Origin of the sequence: Cryobacterium sp. W22_MBD10_FK3 (assembly GCF_052113745.1) — a bacterium.
In the GTDB taxonomy this organism is placed as follows: domain Bacteria; phylum Actinomycetota; class Actinomycetes; order Actinomycetales; family Microbacteriaceae; genus Cryobacterium.
Genome location: NZ_JBGQOH010000002.1, coordinates 315,347 through 330,975 on the forward strand (window position 1 = coordinate 315,347; position 15,629 = coordinate 330,975).

14 protein-coding genes are annotated in these 15,629 nt (G+C 69.1%); 10 read left to right on the forward strand and 4 right to left on the reverse strand.

Annotated elements, in window-relative coordinates:
• The first annotated feature begins 74 nt into the window (after positions 1-74).
• Together ACEN2M_RS04445 and ACEN2M_RS04450 are read left to right on the forward strand one after the other, a co-directional pair.
• Entirely contained in the window at positions 75-668 is a 594-nt protein-coding gene (locus tag ACEN2M_RS04445) for a MarR family winged helix-turn-helix transcriptional regulator (RefSeq protein WP_441646924.1), read from the forward strand.
• A gap of 37 nt (positions 669-705) precedes the next feature.
• Positions 706-1,263, forward strand: a complete 558-nt coding sequence (locus tag ACEN2M_RS04450; protein WP_441646925.1) for an adenine phosphoribosyltransferase — start codon at positions 706-708, stop codon at positions 1,261-1,263.
• Between the two features lie 129 nt (positions 1,264-1,392).
• Here ACEN2M_RS04450 and deoC read toward each other — a convergent pair whose 3' ends face one another.
• The gene (gene deoC / locus ACEN2M_RS04455) at positions 1,393-2,106 is read right to left on the reverse strand and encodes a deoxyribose-phosphate aldolase (protein WP_441646926.1); all 714 of its coding nucleotides are present in this window, start codon (positions 2,104-2,106) and stop codon (positions 1,393-1,395) included.
• 111 nt (positions 2,107-2,217) lie between these two features.
• Between deoC and ACEN2M_RS04460 the strand changes: the two genes are divergently transcribed.
• Positions 2,218-2,670 (forward strand): NUDIX domain-containing protein, encoded by a 453-nt coding sequence (locus tag ACEN2M_RS04460; protein WP_441646927.1) that lies wholly within the window; start codon positions 2,218-2,220, stop codon positions 2,668-2,670.
• On the opposite strand, the gene ACEN2M_RS04465 is transcribed toward ACEN2M_RS04460, so the two are convergent.
• A complete protein-coding gene (locus tag ACEN2M_RS04465; RefSeq protein ID WP_441646928.1) occupies positions 2,651-3,529 on the reverse strand; it encodes a DUF1295 domain-containing protein in 879 nt (292 codons plus the stop codon). The two genes, ACEN2M_RS04460 and ACEN2M_RS04465, sit on opposite strands and share 20 nt — an antisense overlap.
• Before the next feature lie 5 nt (positions 3,530-3,534).
• Positions 3,535-6,111, reverse strand: coding sequence for an ATP-dependent DNA ligase (locus tag ACEN2M_RS04470; protein ID WP_441646929.1), 2,577 nt, complete (start codon positions 6,109-6,111; stop codon positions 3,535-3,537).
• A 124-nt stretch (positions 6,112-6,235) separates the two neighbouring features.
• Between ACEN2M_RS04470 and ku the strand changes: the two genes are divergently transcribed.
• The 5 genes from ku (at position 6,236) to ACEN2M_RS04495 (ending at position 9,784) form a co-directional block, all read left to right on the forward strand.
• Positions 6,236-7,234, forward strand: coding sequence for a non-homologous end joining protein Ku (ku, locus tag ACEN2M_RS04475; protein ID WP_441646930.1), 999 nt, complete (start codon positions 6,236-6,238; stop codon positions 7,232-7,234).
• 32 nt (positions 7,235-7,266) lie between these two features.
• Positions 7,267-7,851: a CDP-alcohol phosphatidyltransferase family protein gene (locus ACEN2M_RS04480; protein ID WP_441646931.1), complete on the forward strand. Its 585-nt coding sequence runs from the start codon at positions 7,267-7,269 to the stop codon at positions 7,849-7,851.
• A gap of 121 nt (positions 7,852-7,972) precedes the next feature.
• A complete protein-coding gene (locus tag ACEN2M_RS04485) occupies positions 7,973-8,386 on the forward strand; it encodes an FHA domain-containing protein (protein WP_441646971.1) in 414 nt (137 codons plus the stop codon).
• Positions 8,386-9,084 (forward strand): transcriptional regulator FtsR, encoded by a 699-nt coding sequence (ftsR, locus tag ACEN2M_RS04490; RefSeq protein ID WP_441646932.1) that lies wholly within the window; start codon positions 8,386-8,388, stop codon positions 9,082-9,084. Before ACEN2M_RS04485 ends, ftsR begins: the two co-directional genes overlap by 1 nt.
• A gap of 148 nt (positions 9,085-9,232) precedes the next feature.
• The gene (locus ACEN2M_RS04495; RefSeq protein ID WP_441646933.1) at positions 9,233-9,784 is read left to right on the forward strand and encodes a MerR family transcriptional regulator; all 552 of its coding nucleotides are present in this window, start codon (positions 9,233-9,235) and stop codon (positions 9,782-9,784) included.
• A 93-nt stretch (positions 9,785-9,877) separates the two neighbouring features.
• Here ACEN2M_RS04495 and ACEN2M_RS04500 read toward each other — a convergent pair whose 3' ends face one another.
• Positions 9,878-10,690, reverse strand: a complete 813-nt coding sequence (locus tag ACEN2M_RS04500) for a ParA family protein (RefSeq protein WP_441646934.1) — start codon at positions 10,688-10,690, stop codon at positions 9,878-9,880.
• 77 nt (positions 10,691-10,767) lie between these two features.
• Between ACEN2M_RS04500 and ACEN2M_RS04505 the strand changes: the two genes are divergently transcribed.
• Together ACEN2M_RS04505 and ACEN2M_RS04510 are read left to right on the forward strand one after the other, a co-directional pair.
• Entirely contained in the window at positions 10,768-14,172 is a 3,405-nt protein-coding gene (locus tag ACEN2M_RS04505; protein WP_441646935.1) for a pyruvate carboxylase, read from the forward strand.
• Between the two features lie 56 nt (positions 14,173-14,228).
• Positions 14,229-15,629: a MinD/ParA family ATP-binding protein gene (locus ACEN2M_RS04510; protein ID WP_441646936.1), complete on the forward strand. Its 1,401-nt coding sequence runs from the start codon at positions 14,229-14,231 to the stop codon at positions 15,627-15,629.

A 15,629-nucleotide genomic window follows, 5' to 3' on the forward strand; every position in this document is an offset into this window, starting at 1 on the left:
TCCCTCTCGTGCAGCCAAGATACCTGAAAAAGTACCTAGCCGAGTTAGCGATATTCGAGGCTAGCATGGTCCCTATGCCCGCCGACGTCGAACCCGCCGCCGAACAGAGTCGACCCCGCCCCGAGGGCTACTGGTATCCCGACGGCCCCGCCGGGATGCAGTCGTCGGTGATCGCCGCGGCCGTGACCGCCGTCGACGTTCTGCGCGCGGTCCGCCGGTTCCGCGCTGCCGATGTGGCCATGCGCATCAGGGCGCGGTCCGACATGGACATGAACGACTCCGACCTGGTCGCCCTGCGGCATCTGATCGCGGCCGAGGAACGCTCGGAGTCGATCGGCCCGAAAGACCTCAGCGTGTTGCTGGGCATCTCCTCGGCCGCCACCGCCAAGCTGCTCTCCAGGCTGGAGGCCGCGGGCCGGCTGCGCCGTGAGCCGCACCCGAGCGACCGGCGGGCCCAGGTGCTGCACGCCACCCGGCGGGCCCACGACGAGATCCGCCGCGTCATGGGGGCGGCGCACCAGCGGATGCTGGCTGCGGCGGAGAAACTCACCGCGTCGGAGCAACTCGCCGTGGTCGGTTTCCTCGACGAACTCAGCGGCGCGATGGATGAGCCGGCGGACTCGGCCGAACCGGTCGAGCAGGTCGTGCCCGCCAGCCCGACCGACTAGACCCGGCCCGCCGCCCGGGTCCGCCGGCCGGAGGGCAATGACGCCGCGCGGTACCCTTGAGCACGTGATTGTTCCCGCCGCCCAGCACGTGCACACCCTCCTCGCCTCGTACCCTGACTTCCCGCTCCCCGGGATCCTGTTCCGGGACCTCAACCCTGTCTTCGCCGATGCCGTGGCGTTCCGGGCGATCATCGACGACCTGAGCGAGCGCTACCGGGGCCAGTTCGATGCCGTAGCCGGCATCGAGGCGCGTGGTTTCCTGCTCGCGGCCGGGATCGGATACGCCGCGGAGTGCGCGGTGCTGGCTGTGCGCAAGGGCGGCAAGTTGCCCGGCACGGTTCTCACCGAGGAATACGACCTGGAGTACGGCTCAGCGCGCCTCGAGCTGGAGGTCGGGCAGCTGCCCGCCGGCTCCCGGGTGCTGATCGTCGACGACGTGCTCGCCACCGGCGGCACCGTCGCGGCGACCGCCCGTCTCATCGAGCGGGCCGGCTACAGCACGATCGGTGTTGGAGTGGTGCTCGAACTTGCCGAGCTCGACGGGCGGGGCCGCATCGGCGCCGACGTGCCGGTGCACACCATCGTGTCGGTCTAGCCTTCGAACGCAGGAACAGAAAAACCCGCCGGCCCACCTCGAGTGAGGCGGGTCGACGGGCGGATGCTGCGGGCGGTCGTCGCTAACCAGTGGCTTGACAGTGGCCCTGTAGGCGGCTCTGTGGGCGGCTCAGTAGGCGGCCGGGTTCGCGGACGGCTCGACGGGCGCGCCGGAGAGCACGGCCTTGCTGCCCGAGACGCCGAGCCGGCTCGCGCCGGCTTCGATCATGGCCAGGGCGTCAGCGTGGCTGCGCACTCCGCCGGAGGCCTTGACGCCGAGCGCGTCGCCCACGGTTTCGCGCATCAGGCGCACGGCGTGCACAGTAGCGCCGCCGGCCGGGTGGAACCCGGTGGAGGTCTTGACGAAGTCGGCGCCGGCGTTCACCGCGGCACGGCACACGCCCACGATCTCGTCGTCGGTGAGGGCGGCGGACTCGATGATCACCTTGAGCACCAGCGGTGCGGGGATCTCGGCGCGCACGGCGCTGATGTCGGCCTCGACGAGGTCGAACCGGCCGGCCTTGGCCGCGCCGACGTCGATGACCATGTCCACCTCGTCGGTGCCCTGAGCCACCGACAGTGCGGCCTCCGCTGCCTTGATCGAGCTGGCGTGCTTGCCGCTCGGGAACCCGCAGACGACGGCGACCTTGAGGTCGGCATCCACGGGAATGGTCAGCGGCAGCATCGACGGCGACACGCAGACCGAGTAGACGCCCAGCTCGACGGCCTCGGCGATGAGGGCGGCGACGTCGGCCTGGGTGGCCTCGGGCTTGAGCAGGGTGTGGTCGATGTAGCGGGCCAGGCCGGCAGTGTTCAGTGCGGGGGCGGGGGTGGATGACGTCATGCTCGTAAGTCCTTTGGGAGGGGCGGTGGGTGCCCGCCGGGCTCGATCTTACTCGGCGTGGGCACATTCTTCCCGGGCTGGTGCGGCATGCTTAAGCGATGAGCGGCGGTGATGATGACGAGCAGCGGTGATGCGTGGGTCTACGGGCCGGATGGCGCCAGGTTCTGGGGCCGCTACGGCGCCGCCGGCCTGCTCGTGCATCATCGGGAGCTCGGGGTGCTTCTGCAACACCGTGCCCTCTGGAGCCATCAGGGTGACACCTGGGGAGTGCCCGGCGGTGCCAGGCACGAAAACGAGAGCGCGCTCGACGCCGCGATCCGGGAGGCCGGCGAGGAGGCCGGCGTGCCGGCCCACCTGCTGCAGGTGGACTTCTGTTCGGTCGTCGACCTCGGCTTCTGGTCGTACACCACCGTGGTGGTGCGGGCGTTGGAGCCGTTTGAGCCGGTGATCAGTGACACCGAGAGCATTGCTCTGCGCTGGGTGCCGCCGGCCGACGTGGAGCTCCTGCCGCTGCATCCGGGGTTTGCGGCCAGCTGGCCGGCGCTCAGGGACCGCCTGGTCTGATCGGGTCGTCTCCGCCAGGCACCCGTGCCGTCTCGGCCGCCGGTCGACGCGGCGGCAACGGCACCAGCGCGGAGACCTCGTGCCGGTAGGCCGCATAGTCCGGGTGCCGTTCCAACGAGATGCTTTCGGTGAAGGCGATCGAGCCCACGAAGAGCAGGGTCAGCAGCACCGCGCCCAGAGTGCCGGGCTGCAGGATGCTGCCCGCCGCGAGAGCGCCGAACCCCGCGACCAGCCACCACTGCGCGATCTCGAAGAAATAGTTGGGGTGCCTGGAGAACCTGAACAACCCGCCTCTGAGGAATCCGGGGTCTGCCGCGCCCCTGGCCCGCAGCAGGAGGCGGTTCTGCTGGAAAGCCCACTGCTGCTGGTCGGCGACGGTCTCACCGGCCAGGCACGCGAGGAACAGCGCTGCGAGCGCCAGGTCACCGGCGCCGAACGGCGTGCCGGTGTGCTGCAGGGCGATCCAGGCCGGCAGGGTGATCACGAGCAACAGCAGGTTCTGGTAGATCGAGATGAAACCCAGGTTGAACAGCGCGAACCGGCGCCGGCTCATCCGTCGGCGAAGCGCGGCCCACCGATAATCCTCACCGCCGGGCCGGTAGCCGCCCTTGCGGGCGAAGTTGAGGGTGAGCCGCAGACCCCACAGGGTGCCCAGCGCCGCCAGCACGACCAGCCGGGTGTGGACCATCCCGCCGGCCACGGCGAACACCCACAGGTAGACGGGCGGCAGAATCGACCAGGCCCGGTCGACCCAGGAGTACTCCCGGGTCAGAACGGAGAGCAACCAGGTGCTGACGGTGGCGGCCGCGAACACGGCCAGGCACACCAGCAGGGCTTCGGATGCAACGGTGGCAGGCATCGCCGTCACGGCCCCGCGGCTGCGTCGCCCAGCCGGCTCCGGTCTTCCCGGACCACGTCGGCGGGTGTCTTGTCTGGCCGCAGTCCCCGCCAGGTGGGGTGCCGAAGCCGCCCGGACGGCGTCCACTCGGCGAACTCAGCCTCGCCGACGAGCACGGGCTGCACCCAGACCGCGTCGGCCGCGTCGGCCGCCGGCACGTCGTCGAACGGACTGTCGGTGCTGGGCAGCTCGTTGAGCTTCCGGCGCAGCGCCGTGAGGTCCCGGTCGGAGAACCCCGTGCCGATCCGGCCCGCGTAGTGCAGCGGTGGTGCGCCGGCCTCGCCGGGTGCGGCGGCGGCCGGAATGCCGACCAGCAGAGAGCCGAGGGTGCTGCCGCGGTGCCCGTTGCCGGGGCGCCAGCCACCGATCACCACCTCCTGCGCCTTGACGTGCTTGATCTTCACCCACCGGTCCGTGCGGCGCCCGCTCAGGTAGTCGCTGGTGTTCTCCTTCGCGATCAGCCCTTCCAGGCCGAGCGTGGCGCTGGTGGCGAGTGCGTCGTCCGCGGCGCCGTCGAACGCCGGCGGCACCTGAACGGTGCCGGTCGCTGAGACCAGACTCTCCAGCGCCGCGCGACGGGCGGAATAGGGCAGGGCCACCTGGGCGGCGCCGTCGTGCTCGAGCAGGTCGAACACGAAGTAGTGCACGGGGGCGCCGCGCTGGGCCCGGCGCACATCCAACGCGTCGGTGAGCCCGAGCCGGGTCTGCAGCCTGGAGAAGTCGGGCCGGCCCAGCCGGTCCAACGCCACGACCTCGCCGTCGAGCACGGCACTCCGGTCACCGAGCGCCCGGCGCAGGTCGTCGGTCAGCTCGGGGAACGACGCCGTCACGTCGTTGCCGTTGCGGGTGAGGAAGGTGACCCGGCCATCCGATCCACCGTCGAGGTAGGCCAGCATGCGGATGCCGTCCCATTTCATTTCGTAGGCCCAGTCGGAGTCCGGCGACAACTCCCGCAGGCTGCCCGATCTGGCCAGCATGGGGGAGTAGGTCGTGCCGGCGGCGCGCACCGTCGCGGCGGCCGCGACCTCCGCGGGCGCACCGGTCCGCGGCGGCGGCTGGGCGGCCGCGCCCGATTTCGGTTTCATCAGGTGGATCAGCCAATTGCGGGAATCGGCCCCACCGGTGCGGATGAGCGCGTACTCCCTGTCGGCACCGGCCAGGCCGCCGTCCGGCTGGCCGTGCAGGGTGACGATCACCTCATCGTCGCGCCATTTCTCGGCCGTGTAGGTGCCGGTATCCCAGATCGTCATGGAGCCGGCGCCGTATTCGCCCGCCGGAATGTCACCCTCGAACTCGAGGTACTCCATCGGGTGGTCCTCGGTGTGCACCGCCAGGTGATTGTGGGTGGGATCCGCCGGCACTCCCTTGGGCAACGCCCAGGACGCCAGCACGCCGTCGTGCTCCAGGCGCAGGTCGAAGTGCAGGGCCCTGGCGTGGTGCTCCTGGATCACGAACGCCGCTCCGCCGGCACCCGCGGCCGCGGCCGGGGCAGCCGATGGTACGGGCTCAGGGGTGCGCCGGGCATCCCGTTTGCTGCGATAGGTGTGCAGCCGGTCCTCGGCCTGGCCCGCGGTGGCGCCGGGCAGCCCGTGCCGGCGCCCGCCTGCCTCGATCGCGTCCGCCACCGCCGCGAGCGGGTCGGGCCGGCGCTCCAAGCGCTTCAGCACCTGTCGGTAGTCGAGCTGTTCCAACCCGGGTGCCTCGAGTTCGCGCCACGTGCGCGGGGCCGCGACGAAGGGTCGCATCTGACCGCGCAGGCTATACGGCGCAATCGTGGTCTTGTTCGCGTTGTTCTGGCTCCAGTCCACAAAGACCTTCCCGTGCCGCAGCGACCGGGTCATGGCGCTGAGCACCTCGCCGGGGTGATCGGCTTCCAATGCCCGCGCCAACTCGTGCGCCACCTGCCCCACCTGCTCAGAGCTGTGGCTGCCGTCCAGGGCCGCATACAGGTGGATTCCCTTGCTCCCGCTGGTGACCGGCGAGGCGTCCAGGCCCATGTCCAGCAGCAGCGCCCTGGCCCACCTGGCCACCTCTGCGCACTCGGCCAGGCCGACACCGTCGCCGGGGTCGAGGTCGAGCACCAGCCTGTCGGGGTGTGACGGGTTGCCGGCGGAGTCGAACCGCCACTGCGGCACATGCACCTCGAGGGTGCCGATCTGCGCCAGCCAGGTGAGCGTGGCCAGGTCGTTCACCAGCGGATACACCGTGGTGCGCTCCTTGTGCGGCAGCTCCCTGCGCTCCACCCATTCCGGCGTGCCGTCGCCCAGGTTCTTCTGGAAGAACACCTGACCGGGCTCGTCTGCGGTGCCGACCCCGTGCACCCAACGCTTCCGGGTGGCCGGCCGGTCCCTGGCGTGCCGGATGAGGGCATCCGCCACCGCCGCGTAGTAGCCCAGGATGTCGGCCTTGGTGGTGCCGGTTTCCGGGTACATCACCTTGTCGAGGTGGGTGAGGGTCACCCGGCGTCCGCCCACGGTGACGACCTCCCGGTGCGCGGATTCGCCCCCAGCGGACCGCGCGTCTGCCCCTCTGCCGGCTGCCATGTCCCCAGCTTGCTCCGCTGCGGGCCGATGGTCCAGCGTCTGCACGCGCTCGGGGCGAAGGCGCTAGATTCACCACACACCTCTGGTGTGTACTGGTTTCACAAGAACTGTGGGAGGCGAAGCGATGAGATCCATCTGGAAGGGCGCCATCACCTTCGGGCTGGTCAACGTGCCCGTCAAGGTCTACAGCGCCACCGAAGACCACGACGTGGAACTGCACCAGGTGCACGACGAGGACGGCGGCCGCATCCGCTACCAGCGCAGGTGCGAGGTCTGTGGAAAGGTCGTGGACTACGCCCACATCGACAAGGCCTTCACCGACGGAGACAAGACCGTCGTGATCACGGATGCCGACCTCAAGGCGCTGCCGGAGGAACGCAGCCGCGAAATCGATGTGGTCGAGTTCGTGCCGAGCGACCAACTCGACCCGATCATGTTCGACCGCAGCTACTTCCTCGAGCCCGACAGCACGTCGCCCAAGGCCTACGTTCTGCTCCGCCGCACCCTGGAGCAGACCGACCGCACCGCCATCGTGCATTTCGCGCTGCGGCAGAAGACCCGGCTCGCCGCACTCCGGGTGCGCGACAACGTGCTCATGCTGCAGACGCTGCTCTGGGACGACGAGGTGCGGGTCGCTGAGTTCCCGGCGCTGGAGAAGTCGGTCACGATCTCCGACCGGGAGATGGACCTCTCTGCAGCCCTCGTCGATTCCTTCGCCGACGACTTCAGCCCGGGCGACTACACCGATGAGTATCAGGCACAGCTACGCCGGCTCATCGAAGAGAAGCTCGAGAAGGGCGACGCCATCGATACCGAAGCCACCTTCGGCGCGTCGGCGAAGGAGGAAGGCGGGGGAGAGGTGCTCGACCTGATGGAGGCGTTGCGCCGGAGCGTCGACCGCAGCCGGTCCGGCAAGTCCGCGGGGGACGGGGCCGCCGACACGGGTGGGGCGAAGGGCGCCGCGAAGGCCGGCGCCGGGCGTTCGAAGACCGCAGGCACCAAGGCGGGTACCGGCACGGCCGCCGGCGCGGCCACGAAGGCTGCGGCGCCGGCCAAGAAAAAGAAGAAGAAGACGGCGGAGGCCGAGCCCGAGGAGTCGGCCGAGGTGCGCCGCGGCGCCTGAGCCGATCAGCCGGGTCTGGCTAGACTCGTCTCGTGACCGGGCCCGTTCCAACCGACCTCAGCTCCAGGGTGCTGACGGTGCCCAATCTGCTCAGTTTCCTCAGGTTGGCACTTGTGCCGGTCTTCCTCTCGCTGCTCGTCGCCGGCGCGGATGCCTGGGCGCTGTTGGTTCTCGCGGTGTCCAGCCTCACCGACTTCCTCGACGGCTGGATCGCGCGACGGTTCAACCAGATCACCAGGTTGGGCCAGCTGCTCGACCCCGCCGCGGACCGGCTCTACATCTTCGCGGCGCTGATCGGGCTCGCTTGGCGTGACCTCGTGCCGTGGTGGATCGTCGCGGTCGTCGTCGGCCGTGACGTGTTCCTGCTGGGGCTGGGCATTGTGCTGGCCAACCATGGTTTCGGCCCGCTTCCGGTGCACCAGTTGGGCAAAGTTGCCACTTTCTGCCTCTTCTACGCCCTGCCGATGATCATGCTCGGCCAGGCCTTTCCCGAGCTGGCGTGGTGGTCGCAGCCGGTCGGATGGGCCTTCGGTCTGTGGGGTGCGTACCTGTACTGGTGGGCTGGGGTCATCTACGCGATCGAAACGGTGCGGGTGATTCGGCTGCCGCGCGCTTGAAGGCCCGTTCCATCCGATACGATTTACCCGTAGGAGGTGCACGGTGGTCGATTCCGACGAGAAGAAAGAACCCGCGCGTAGGGTGGCGCCTGACAATGGCACAGGCAACGTCGATACGACGATGACGTTCAGCCAGGAGTTCGCGGCGTCTCTGGCCGCGCTCGACGCCAACGTGACAGTCGAGGAGCAGGAGGCCATTGCGGCCCTGCCCTCAGGATCGGCTCTCCTGGTGGTGCGGCGCGGACCCAACTCCGGTGCGCGTTTCCTCCTGGACGCCGATCTCACCACGGTGGGACGGCACCCGAACGCCGACATCTTCCTCGATGACGTCACGGTGTCCCGTCGCCATGCCGAGTTCCTGCGCAACGGCCGCACTTTCCAGGTGAAAGACCTGGGATCGCTCAACGGCACGTACTTCGATGGCGAACGCATCGACCTGGCCGTTCTCACCGACGGTTCCGAAGTCCAGGTCGGCAAGTTCCGCCTCACGTTCTACGCCTCGCGGCTCGACCTCGTTCACCTGGCGAGCGACTAGTGCCGGCGTCCTCCGCCCAGGCCAGACAGCCGGGCGCGACGTCACTCTTGAGCATCGGCCAGGTCCTGGCCCGGTTGACACCGGAATTCCCGGACCTGACCCCATCCAAACTGCGCTTCCTTGAGGAACAGGGCCTCGTCTCCCCGGCGCGCACGGAATCCGGTTACCGCAAGTTCGACGGCGGCGACCTGGACCGGCTGCGACTGATCCTCTCGATGCAGCGCGACCACTACCTGCCGCTGAAGGTCATCCGCGCCTACCTCGACGACCTCGACGCCGGCGGGTCGCCCGTGCTCCCCGGCGGCGGCGCCCCCGGACCGAGCATGCTCGTCATCGCGCGGCGATTCACCCGCGAAGACCTGTTGCGCGAGTCCGGCGCCTCCGCGGCCCTGCTGCACGACGCCGTCACGGCGTCGATCATCGTACCCGCCGAACACTACGGTGACGACGCCCTCAACGTGCTCCGCGCCCTGGTCGACCTGCAGCGAAGCGGCATCGAACCACGTCACCTTCGCGGCTTCCGCGGTGCGGCCGAACGTGAGCTCGGTCTGATCGAGAGCGCCCTCGTGCCGCTGGCCCGCCGAAAGGACGCCTCCAGCCGCGCCAAGGCGGCCGAAATGGCCGTGGAGATCGCCGGGCAGCTCGAGATTATCCGGGGCAGCCTCATTCGATCCGCCCTGGGCCGCCTGACCAAATAAGTCGTAGACTGGCAGTTCAACAGCCGAAGAACCAGCGTTCTCTCGACACGCCGACACGTTCAGACGGATGTCATGGGTTGAGGCCGTCGGCCTCGGTAACGTTGAAGTGCGGCCTGAAGGTTCGCATCCATCCGCGAGAGGCGACCGTATGAGTGAGCTCAATCCCCGAGACGATTCGTCTCGCTACGGTCAGGGACTCCTCTTCACCGATGGCATGCCCGAACTCGATGAGAACTCCGGTTACCGCGGCGCCGTTGCGGCCCGCGCGGCCGGCATCAGCTACCGTCAGCTGGACTACTGGGCACGCACCGAACTGGTGGAGCCCACGGTTCGCGGTGCGGCCGGGTCCGGCTCGCAGCGGCTCTACGGTTTCCGCGACATCCTGGTGCTCAAGCTCGTCAAGCGCCTGCTCGACACCGGAATCTCCCTGCAGCAGATCCGCACCGCGGTCAACCAGCTGCGCGAATCCGGGGTCAACGACCTGGCCCAGACCACGCTGATGAGCGATGGAGCCAGCGTCTACCTGTGCACCTCCAACGACGAGGTCATCGACCTGGTCAGCCGTGGCCAGGGCGTCTTCGGCATCGCCGTCGGCAAGGTCCTGCGCGAGGTGGAGACCACCCTCGTGGAGCTCGACACCCAGACCATGGATCCGTCCGACGAGCTCGCCGCCCGCCGGGTCTCCCGCAAGGTCTCCTAGGATCTCGACAAGCTCGATCAACGATCCCTCCCGAACTGTGAGAAAAGCCCCGAAAACGCGAGCGTTTCGGGGCTTTTCTCGCAGTTCGAGTGCTTAGCGGGCCGCGGTCTCGGCGTATTCGCCGATCCGCGCGGTGCGGAGCACCCGGTCCAGCAGCTGGTCGAAGTAGTGCGCCATCTCCTGGGCGCTGTCGCCGGGCCAGGTGTGCAACGGCTTCGCCGCGCCTTGGGCCTGCTGCAGGCTGGTGCGCTCGGGCAGCTGGGGGCTGAGCACCAGCGGGCCGAACATGTCGCGCAGTTCCTTGATCCGGAACTGGTGCTCGAGCGACGCCGTGCGCGCCCGGTTGACGATGATGCCCAGCGGCTGCAGCCGGGGGCTGAGCCCACGGCGGATCTCCTCGATCGCGCGCAGGGCGCGGTCGGCGGCGGCAACGGAGAACAGGCCGGGTTCGGTGACCACGGCCACCCTGTCGCTGGCGGCCCACGCGGTGCGGGTGAGCGCATTCAGCGAGGGAGCGCAGTCGATCAGGACCAGGTCGTAGTCCTTCTCCACTGTGGAGAGGGCCTCCTCGAGCTTCCAGATATCCCGGATGCTGGGGTGCGGGCCGTCGAAGTTGATGGCCGACGGGCTGCCGATCATCACGTCGATCGTGCCGGGGCGGCCGCGGGTCCAGCCGCTGGGCGCAATGGCGGCGCGCACGACTTTCTCCTTCGGCGAAGCCAGCACGTCGGCGACGTTGAGGTGGCCGGCGAGCTGGATGTCGAGCCCGGTTGAGACATCGGATTGCGGATCGAGGTCGACCACGAGGGTCCGAACACCGCGGGCGAAGGCGGCAGAAGCCAGACCAAGGGTTACCGTGGTCTTGCCTACCCCTCCCTTGAGGGAGCTAACGCTAAGTACGTGCACAAGTAGATACGTTACCTTCACTAGTCTTAGAGAACCTAACCGTCAGCTGTGTGCCGCTCCCGGATCGAAAGGTCTCTATGTTCACCAAAATCCTCGTCGCCAACCGTGGAGAGATAGCAATCCGCGCATTTCGCGCCGCCTATGAACTGGGAGCGAAAACCGTCGCCGTCTTCCCGTTCGAAGACCGCAACTCCCTGCACCGGCTGAAGGCCGACGAGGCCTACGAGATCGGCGAGCCCGGTCACCCGGTGCGCGCCTACCTCGACGTGTCCGAGATCATCCGGGTGGCCCAGGAGAGTGGCGCAGACGCCATTTACCCCGGCTACGGCTTTCTTTCGGAGAACCCCGACCTCGCCGAAGCGGCCAAGGCCGCCGGCATCACCTTCATCGGCCCCGGCTCGCACGTGCTCGAAATGGCCGGCAACAAGGTCACCGCCAAGGAGCACGCCATCGCTGCCGGCGTGCCCGTCCTCAAGTCCAGCGCACCGTCGCGTGACGTCGAGGAACTCATCGCGGCCGCTGAGGAGATCGGCTTCCCGATCTTCGCCAAGGCCGTCGCCGGTGGCGGCGGGCGTGGCATGCGCCGGGTTGCCACCATGGCCGACCTGCGCGGGTCCCTCGAAGAGGCCATGCGCGAGGCCAACAGTGCCTTCGGCGATCCCACCATGTTCCTCGAGCAGGCCGTCCTGCGTCCGCGCCACATCGAGGTTCAGATCCTCGCTGACGCCACCGGGGAGACCGTGCACCTGTTCGAGCGGGACTGCTCGGTGCAGCGCCGTCACCAGAAGGTCATCGAGATCGCGCCGGCCCCCAACCTGCCCGAAGAGATCCGCGTGCGCCTGCACGCCGACGCCGTGGCCTTCGCCAGGTCGATCGGCTACGTCAACGCCGGCACCGTCGAGTTCCTGCTCGACACCGTGGGCGAGCGCGCCGGCCAGCACGTGTTCATCGAGATGAACCCACGCATCCAGGTGGAGCACACCGTCACCGAGGAGGTCACCGACGTCGACCTCGTGCAGGCCCAGATCCGCATCGCCGCGGGGGAGACCCTCGCCGACCTCGGCCTCAGCCAGGACTCGATCAAACTGCGCGGTTTCGCCCTGCAGTGCCGCATCACCACCGAGGACCCCACCGCGGGATTCCGGCCCGACACCGGCAAGATCACCACCTACCGCTCACCCGGCGGCGCCGGCATCCGCCTCGATGGCGGCACCATCAACCCCGGCGCGCAGATCAGCCCGCACTTCGACTCGATGCTCGCCAAGCTCACCTGCCGCGGCCGGGACTACGCCTCCGCGGTCACCCGCTCCAAGCGCGCTCTGGCGGAGTTCCGCATTCGTGGCGTGTCCACCAACATCGCCTTCCTGCAGGCCGTGCTCGAAGACCCCGACTTCGCCAACGGCGACCTGAGTACCTCGTTCATCGACGAGCGCCCGCAGTTGCTGCGGGGGCGCGCGTCCAAGGACCGCGGCACGAAGATCCTCAACTGGCTGGCCGACGTCACCGTCAACCAGCCCAACGGGGTGCCGCTGACCCTGCTCAACCCCGCCGAGAAGCTGCCCAAGATCGACCTCTCGGTGCCGGCCCCCGAGGGCTCCAGGCAGAAGCTGCAGTTGCTCGGCCCGGTCGGCTTTGCCAGCGCCCTGCGCGCGCAGACCGCCCTCGCCGTCACCGACACGACGTTCCGGGATGCCCATCAGTCGCTCCTGGCGACCCGGGTGCGCACCAAGGACCTCGCCGCGGTCGCCCCGTACGTCGCCAGGCTCACCCCCGAGCTGCTCTCGGTCGAGGCCTGGGGCGGTGCCACCTATGACGTGGCCCTGCGCTTCCTCGGCGAAGACCCGTGGGAGCGCCTCGGCGCCCTGCGGGAGGCGCTGCCGAACATCAACATCCAGATGCTGCTGCGCGGCCGCAACACCGTGGGCTACACCCCGTACCCCACCGAGGTGACGGATGCCTTCGTCCGGGAGGCCAGCGACTCCGGTGTCGACATCTTCCGCATCTTCGACGCCCTCAACGACGTCAACCAGATGCGCCCGGCCATCGACGCGGTGCTGAACACCGGCACCAGCGTCGCCGAGGTCGCGGTCTGCTACACCGGCGACCTGCTCGACCCGGCGGAGAACCTCTACACCCTGGACTACTACCTGCGTCTGGCCGACCAGATCGTGGCCTCTGGTGCGCACATCCTGGCCATCAAGGACATGGCCGGGCTGCTCAGGCCCGCCGCGGCGGAGAAGCTCGTGGCCGCCTTCCGCGAGCGTTTCGACCTGCCGGTGCACGTGCACACGCACGACACCCCCGGCGGCCAGTTGGCCACGCTGCTCGCGGCCTCCCGCGCCGGCGCCGACGCCGTCGACGTGGCCAGCGCACCGATGGGCGGCACCACCAGCCAGCCGTCCGCATCCTCCCTCGTCGCCGCGCTGGCGCACACCGAGCGCGACACGGGCATCTCGCTGCAGGCCGTCTGCGACCTCGAACCGTACTGGGAAGACGTGCGCCGGGTCTACCACCCCTTCGAATCGGGCCTCCGCGCCCCGACCGGCCGGGTCTACAAGCACGAGATCCCTGGCGGCCAGCTCTCCAACCTGCGCACGCAGGCCGTCGCGCTGGGCCTGGCCGACGATTTCGAGCTCATCGAAGACATGTACGCGGCGGCGAACAGCATCCTGGGCCGCGTGCCCAAGGTGACGCCGTCCTCCAAGGTCGTCGGCGACCTGGCCCTGTACCTCGCGGCCGTGAACGCCGACCCGGCCGACTTCGAGGCCAACCCGGCCAAGTACGACGTGCCTGACTCCGTGGTGGGCTTCATGGCCGGCGAGCTGGGCGACCTGCCCGGCGGCTGGCCGGAGCCCTTCCGCAGCAAGGTGCTCGAGGGCCGCAACATCCGGGTGAGCACGACCGAGCTGACCGACGAGGAGCGCGCCGCGCTGGGTGCCGACAGCCCCACCCGCCGCGACATGCTCAACCAGCTGCTCTTCCCCGCCCCCACCCGGCACTTCCAGCAGATCCGCGAACTCTTCGGCGACCTGTCGGTGATCGACACCGTCGACTACCTCTACGGTCTGCGCCAGGGCACAGAGCACTCGGTCGAAATCGACAAGGGTGTGCGGCTCTATGTCGGGCTCGAGGCCATCGGTGAAGCCGATGAGAAGGGCATGCGCACCGTCATGACCATCCTCAACGGGCAGCTGCGTCCGGTCTTCGTGCGCGACCGCAGCATCGCGGTGGTCACCAAGGCGGCCGAGAAGGCCGATGCCAACCAGCCCGGCCAGGTGGCGGCGCCGTTCTCCGGTGTGGTCACCCTGCAGGTGGCCGAGGGCGACACCGTCGTGGCCGGCCAGAGCGTCGCTTCGATCGAGGCCATGAAGATGGAAGCGGCGATCACGTCGCCCATCGCGGGCGTCGTCGACAGGGTGGCGATTCCCGTCACCCAGCAGGTCGACGCCGGTGACCTGCTCGTGGTTGTGCGGCCGCGCTAGGCTGAGGCCTGATTTGGGGCCCCATTCGTGGCCCGCTGAATGACGAGGAGTCTGCTGTGACAGATCGACGGACAGACGATGCCCAGCCCCATGACGAGGGCGACGGCCAGTTGCCCCCGGTCCCCGCTGGGACCGGGGCAGAGACTCCTGCGGCAGCCAGGGCCCGACCGGGCGACGAGTACCACAGCGAGCTTCCGCCGCACACCGTCGACAACCTCGCCGCCGCGTTGCCCGACAGCCTCGGCGTCCCGCTCGGCGCTGCCGGCCTGCCCCGGTCGGCGGCCCTGGCGACCGCTGGCGGGCACGGCGGACTCACCCGACCGGTCGGGTCCGGTCCGGCCCATCCAGGCACGCACACCATCGAGATCGTCACCCCGCAGCCGGCGCGTGCCGTCGCGGTGCCCGCCGGAGTCAGCGGTGCGGCGGCAGCGGCGCTGTCCCTGAGCACCGGACCGACAAGCGCCGCCACGACCAGCCGGCGCGACCGCACCCGAGCGGATGCCCCCGGCCCGGAATCCGCGTCGATGCTCACGTCCGACCGGCTGCTCGAGGTCAACCGCAAGACGCGGCGTGCGCCCAACGGCAGCTGGAACCGATTCGTGTACAACGCCACCTTCCACCTCGTGAACCTGGGCGATTCGGCCGCCGTGCGCGCGCACCAGGCGATGGACGAACGCATCCGCAAGGAGTTCGAGGGCGGCGCCAGGTTCGTGCCGATCCTCACCCGCAAGGGCGGCGTCGGCAAGACCACGGTCACAGCCCTGATGGGCATGGCCATGGCCGACGCCAGGGAAGACCGCATCATCGCCGTCGACGCCAACCCCGACCGGGGTACCCTCTCCGAACGGGTGTCCAAGCAGACCAGGTCCACGGTGCGCGATGTCGTGACCAAGGCCGCGTCGATCGGCGGCTTCACCGACTTCTCGGCCCTGGTGTCCAGAGATGAGACCAGGCTCGACATCCTGGCCAGCGACACCGACCCGCTGCTGTCCGAGGCGTTCGACGAGAACGACTACAACGTCGTCGCCGACCTCGCCGCCAGGTTCTACTCGATTGTCCTGACCGACTGCGGCACCGGCATCGTGCACTCGGTCATGCGGGCGACGCTGCAGCGTGCGGATTCCATCGTGATCGTGTCCGGCGGCAGCGTCGACGAGGCCCGCTTGGCGTCCGAAACCCTCACCTGGCTGGAAGCCAATGGTTACGGCGACCTGGTGCGCAACGCCATCGTCGCTCTCAACACCGCGACCCAGGGCACCAACCTGGTCAAGCTCGAGGAGATCGAGTCGCACTTCCGCTCGCGAGTGCGGGAGATCGTGCGCATCCCGTACGACCCCCAGCTGGCCGCCGGCAGTGTGGTGTCCTTCAAGGACCTCAAGCCGATCACCCGGCTGGCCGCGCGCACCCTCGCCGCGCTCGTCGTCGAAGGCCTGCCGGCCGAACGCCGGGCCCGCTAG

Bases quoted from the DNA above. Each gene is read 5' to 3' on its own strand.
- ku (WP_441646930.1), top strand. From the start codon at position 6,236: ATGAGATCCATCTGGAAGGGCGCCATCACCTTCGGGCTGGTCAACGTG.
- ACEN2M_RS04495 (WP_441646933.1), top strand. From the start codon at position 9,233: ATGAGTGAGCTCAATCCCCGAGACGATTCGTCTCGCTACGGTCAGGGA.
- ACEN2M_RS04465 (WP_441646928.1), bottom strand. From the start codon at position 3,529: ATGCCTGCCACCGTTGCATCCGAAGCCCTGCTGGTGTGCCTGGCCGTG.
- ACEN2M_RS04470 (WP_441646929.1), bottom strand. From the start codon at position 6,111: ATGGCAGCCGGCAGAGGGGCAGACGCGCGGTCCGCTGGGGGCGAATCC.
- ACEN2M_RS04505 (WP_441646935.1), top strand. From the start codon at position 10,768: ATGTTCACCAAAATCCTCGTCGCCAACCGTGGAGAGATAGCAATCCGC.
- deoC (WP_441646926.1), bottom strand. From the start codon at position 2,106: ATGACGTCATCCACCCCCGCCCCCGCACTGAACACTGCCGGCCTGGCC.
- ACEN2M_RS04460 (WP_441646927.1), top strand. From the start codon at position 2,218: ATGATGACGAGCAGCGGTGATGCGTGGGTCTACGGGCCGGATGGCGCC.
- ACEN2M_RS04445 (WP_441646924.1), top strand. From the start codon at position 75: ATGCCCGCCGACGTCGAACCCGCCGCCGAACAGAGTCGACCCCGCCCC.
- ACEN2M_RS04450 (WP_441646925.1), top strand. From the start codon at position 706: ATGACGCCGCGCGGTACCCTTGAGCACGTGATTGTTCCCGCCGCCCAG.
- ACEN2M_RS04485 (WP_441646971.1), top strand. From the start codon at position 7,973: ATGACGTTCAGCCAGGAGTTCGCGGCGTCTCTGGCCGCGCTCGACGCC.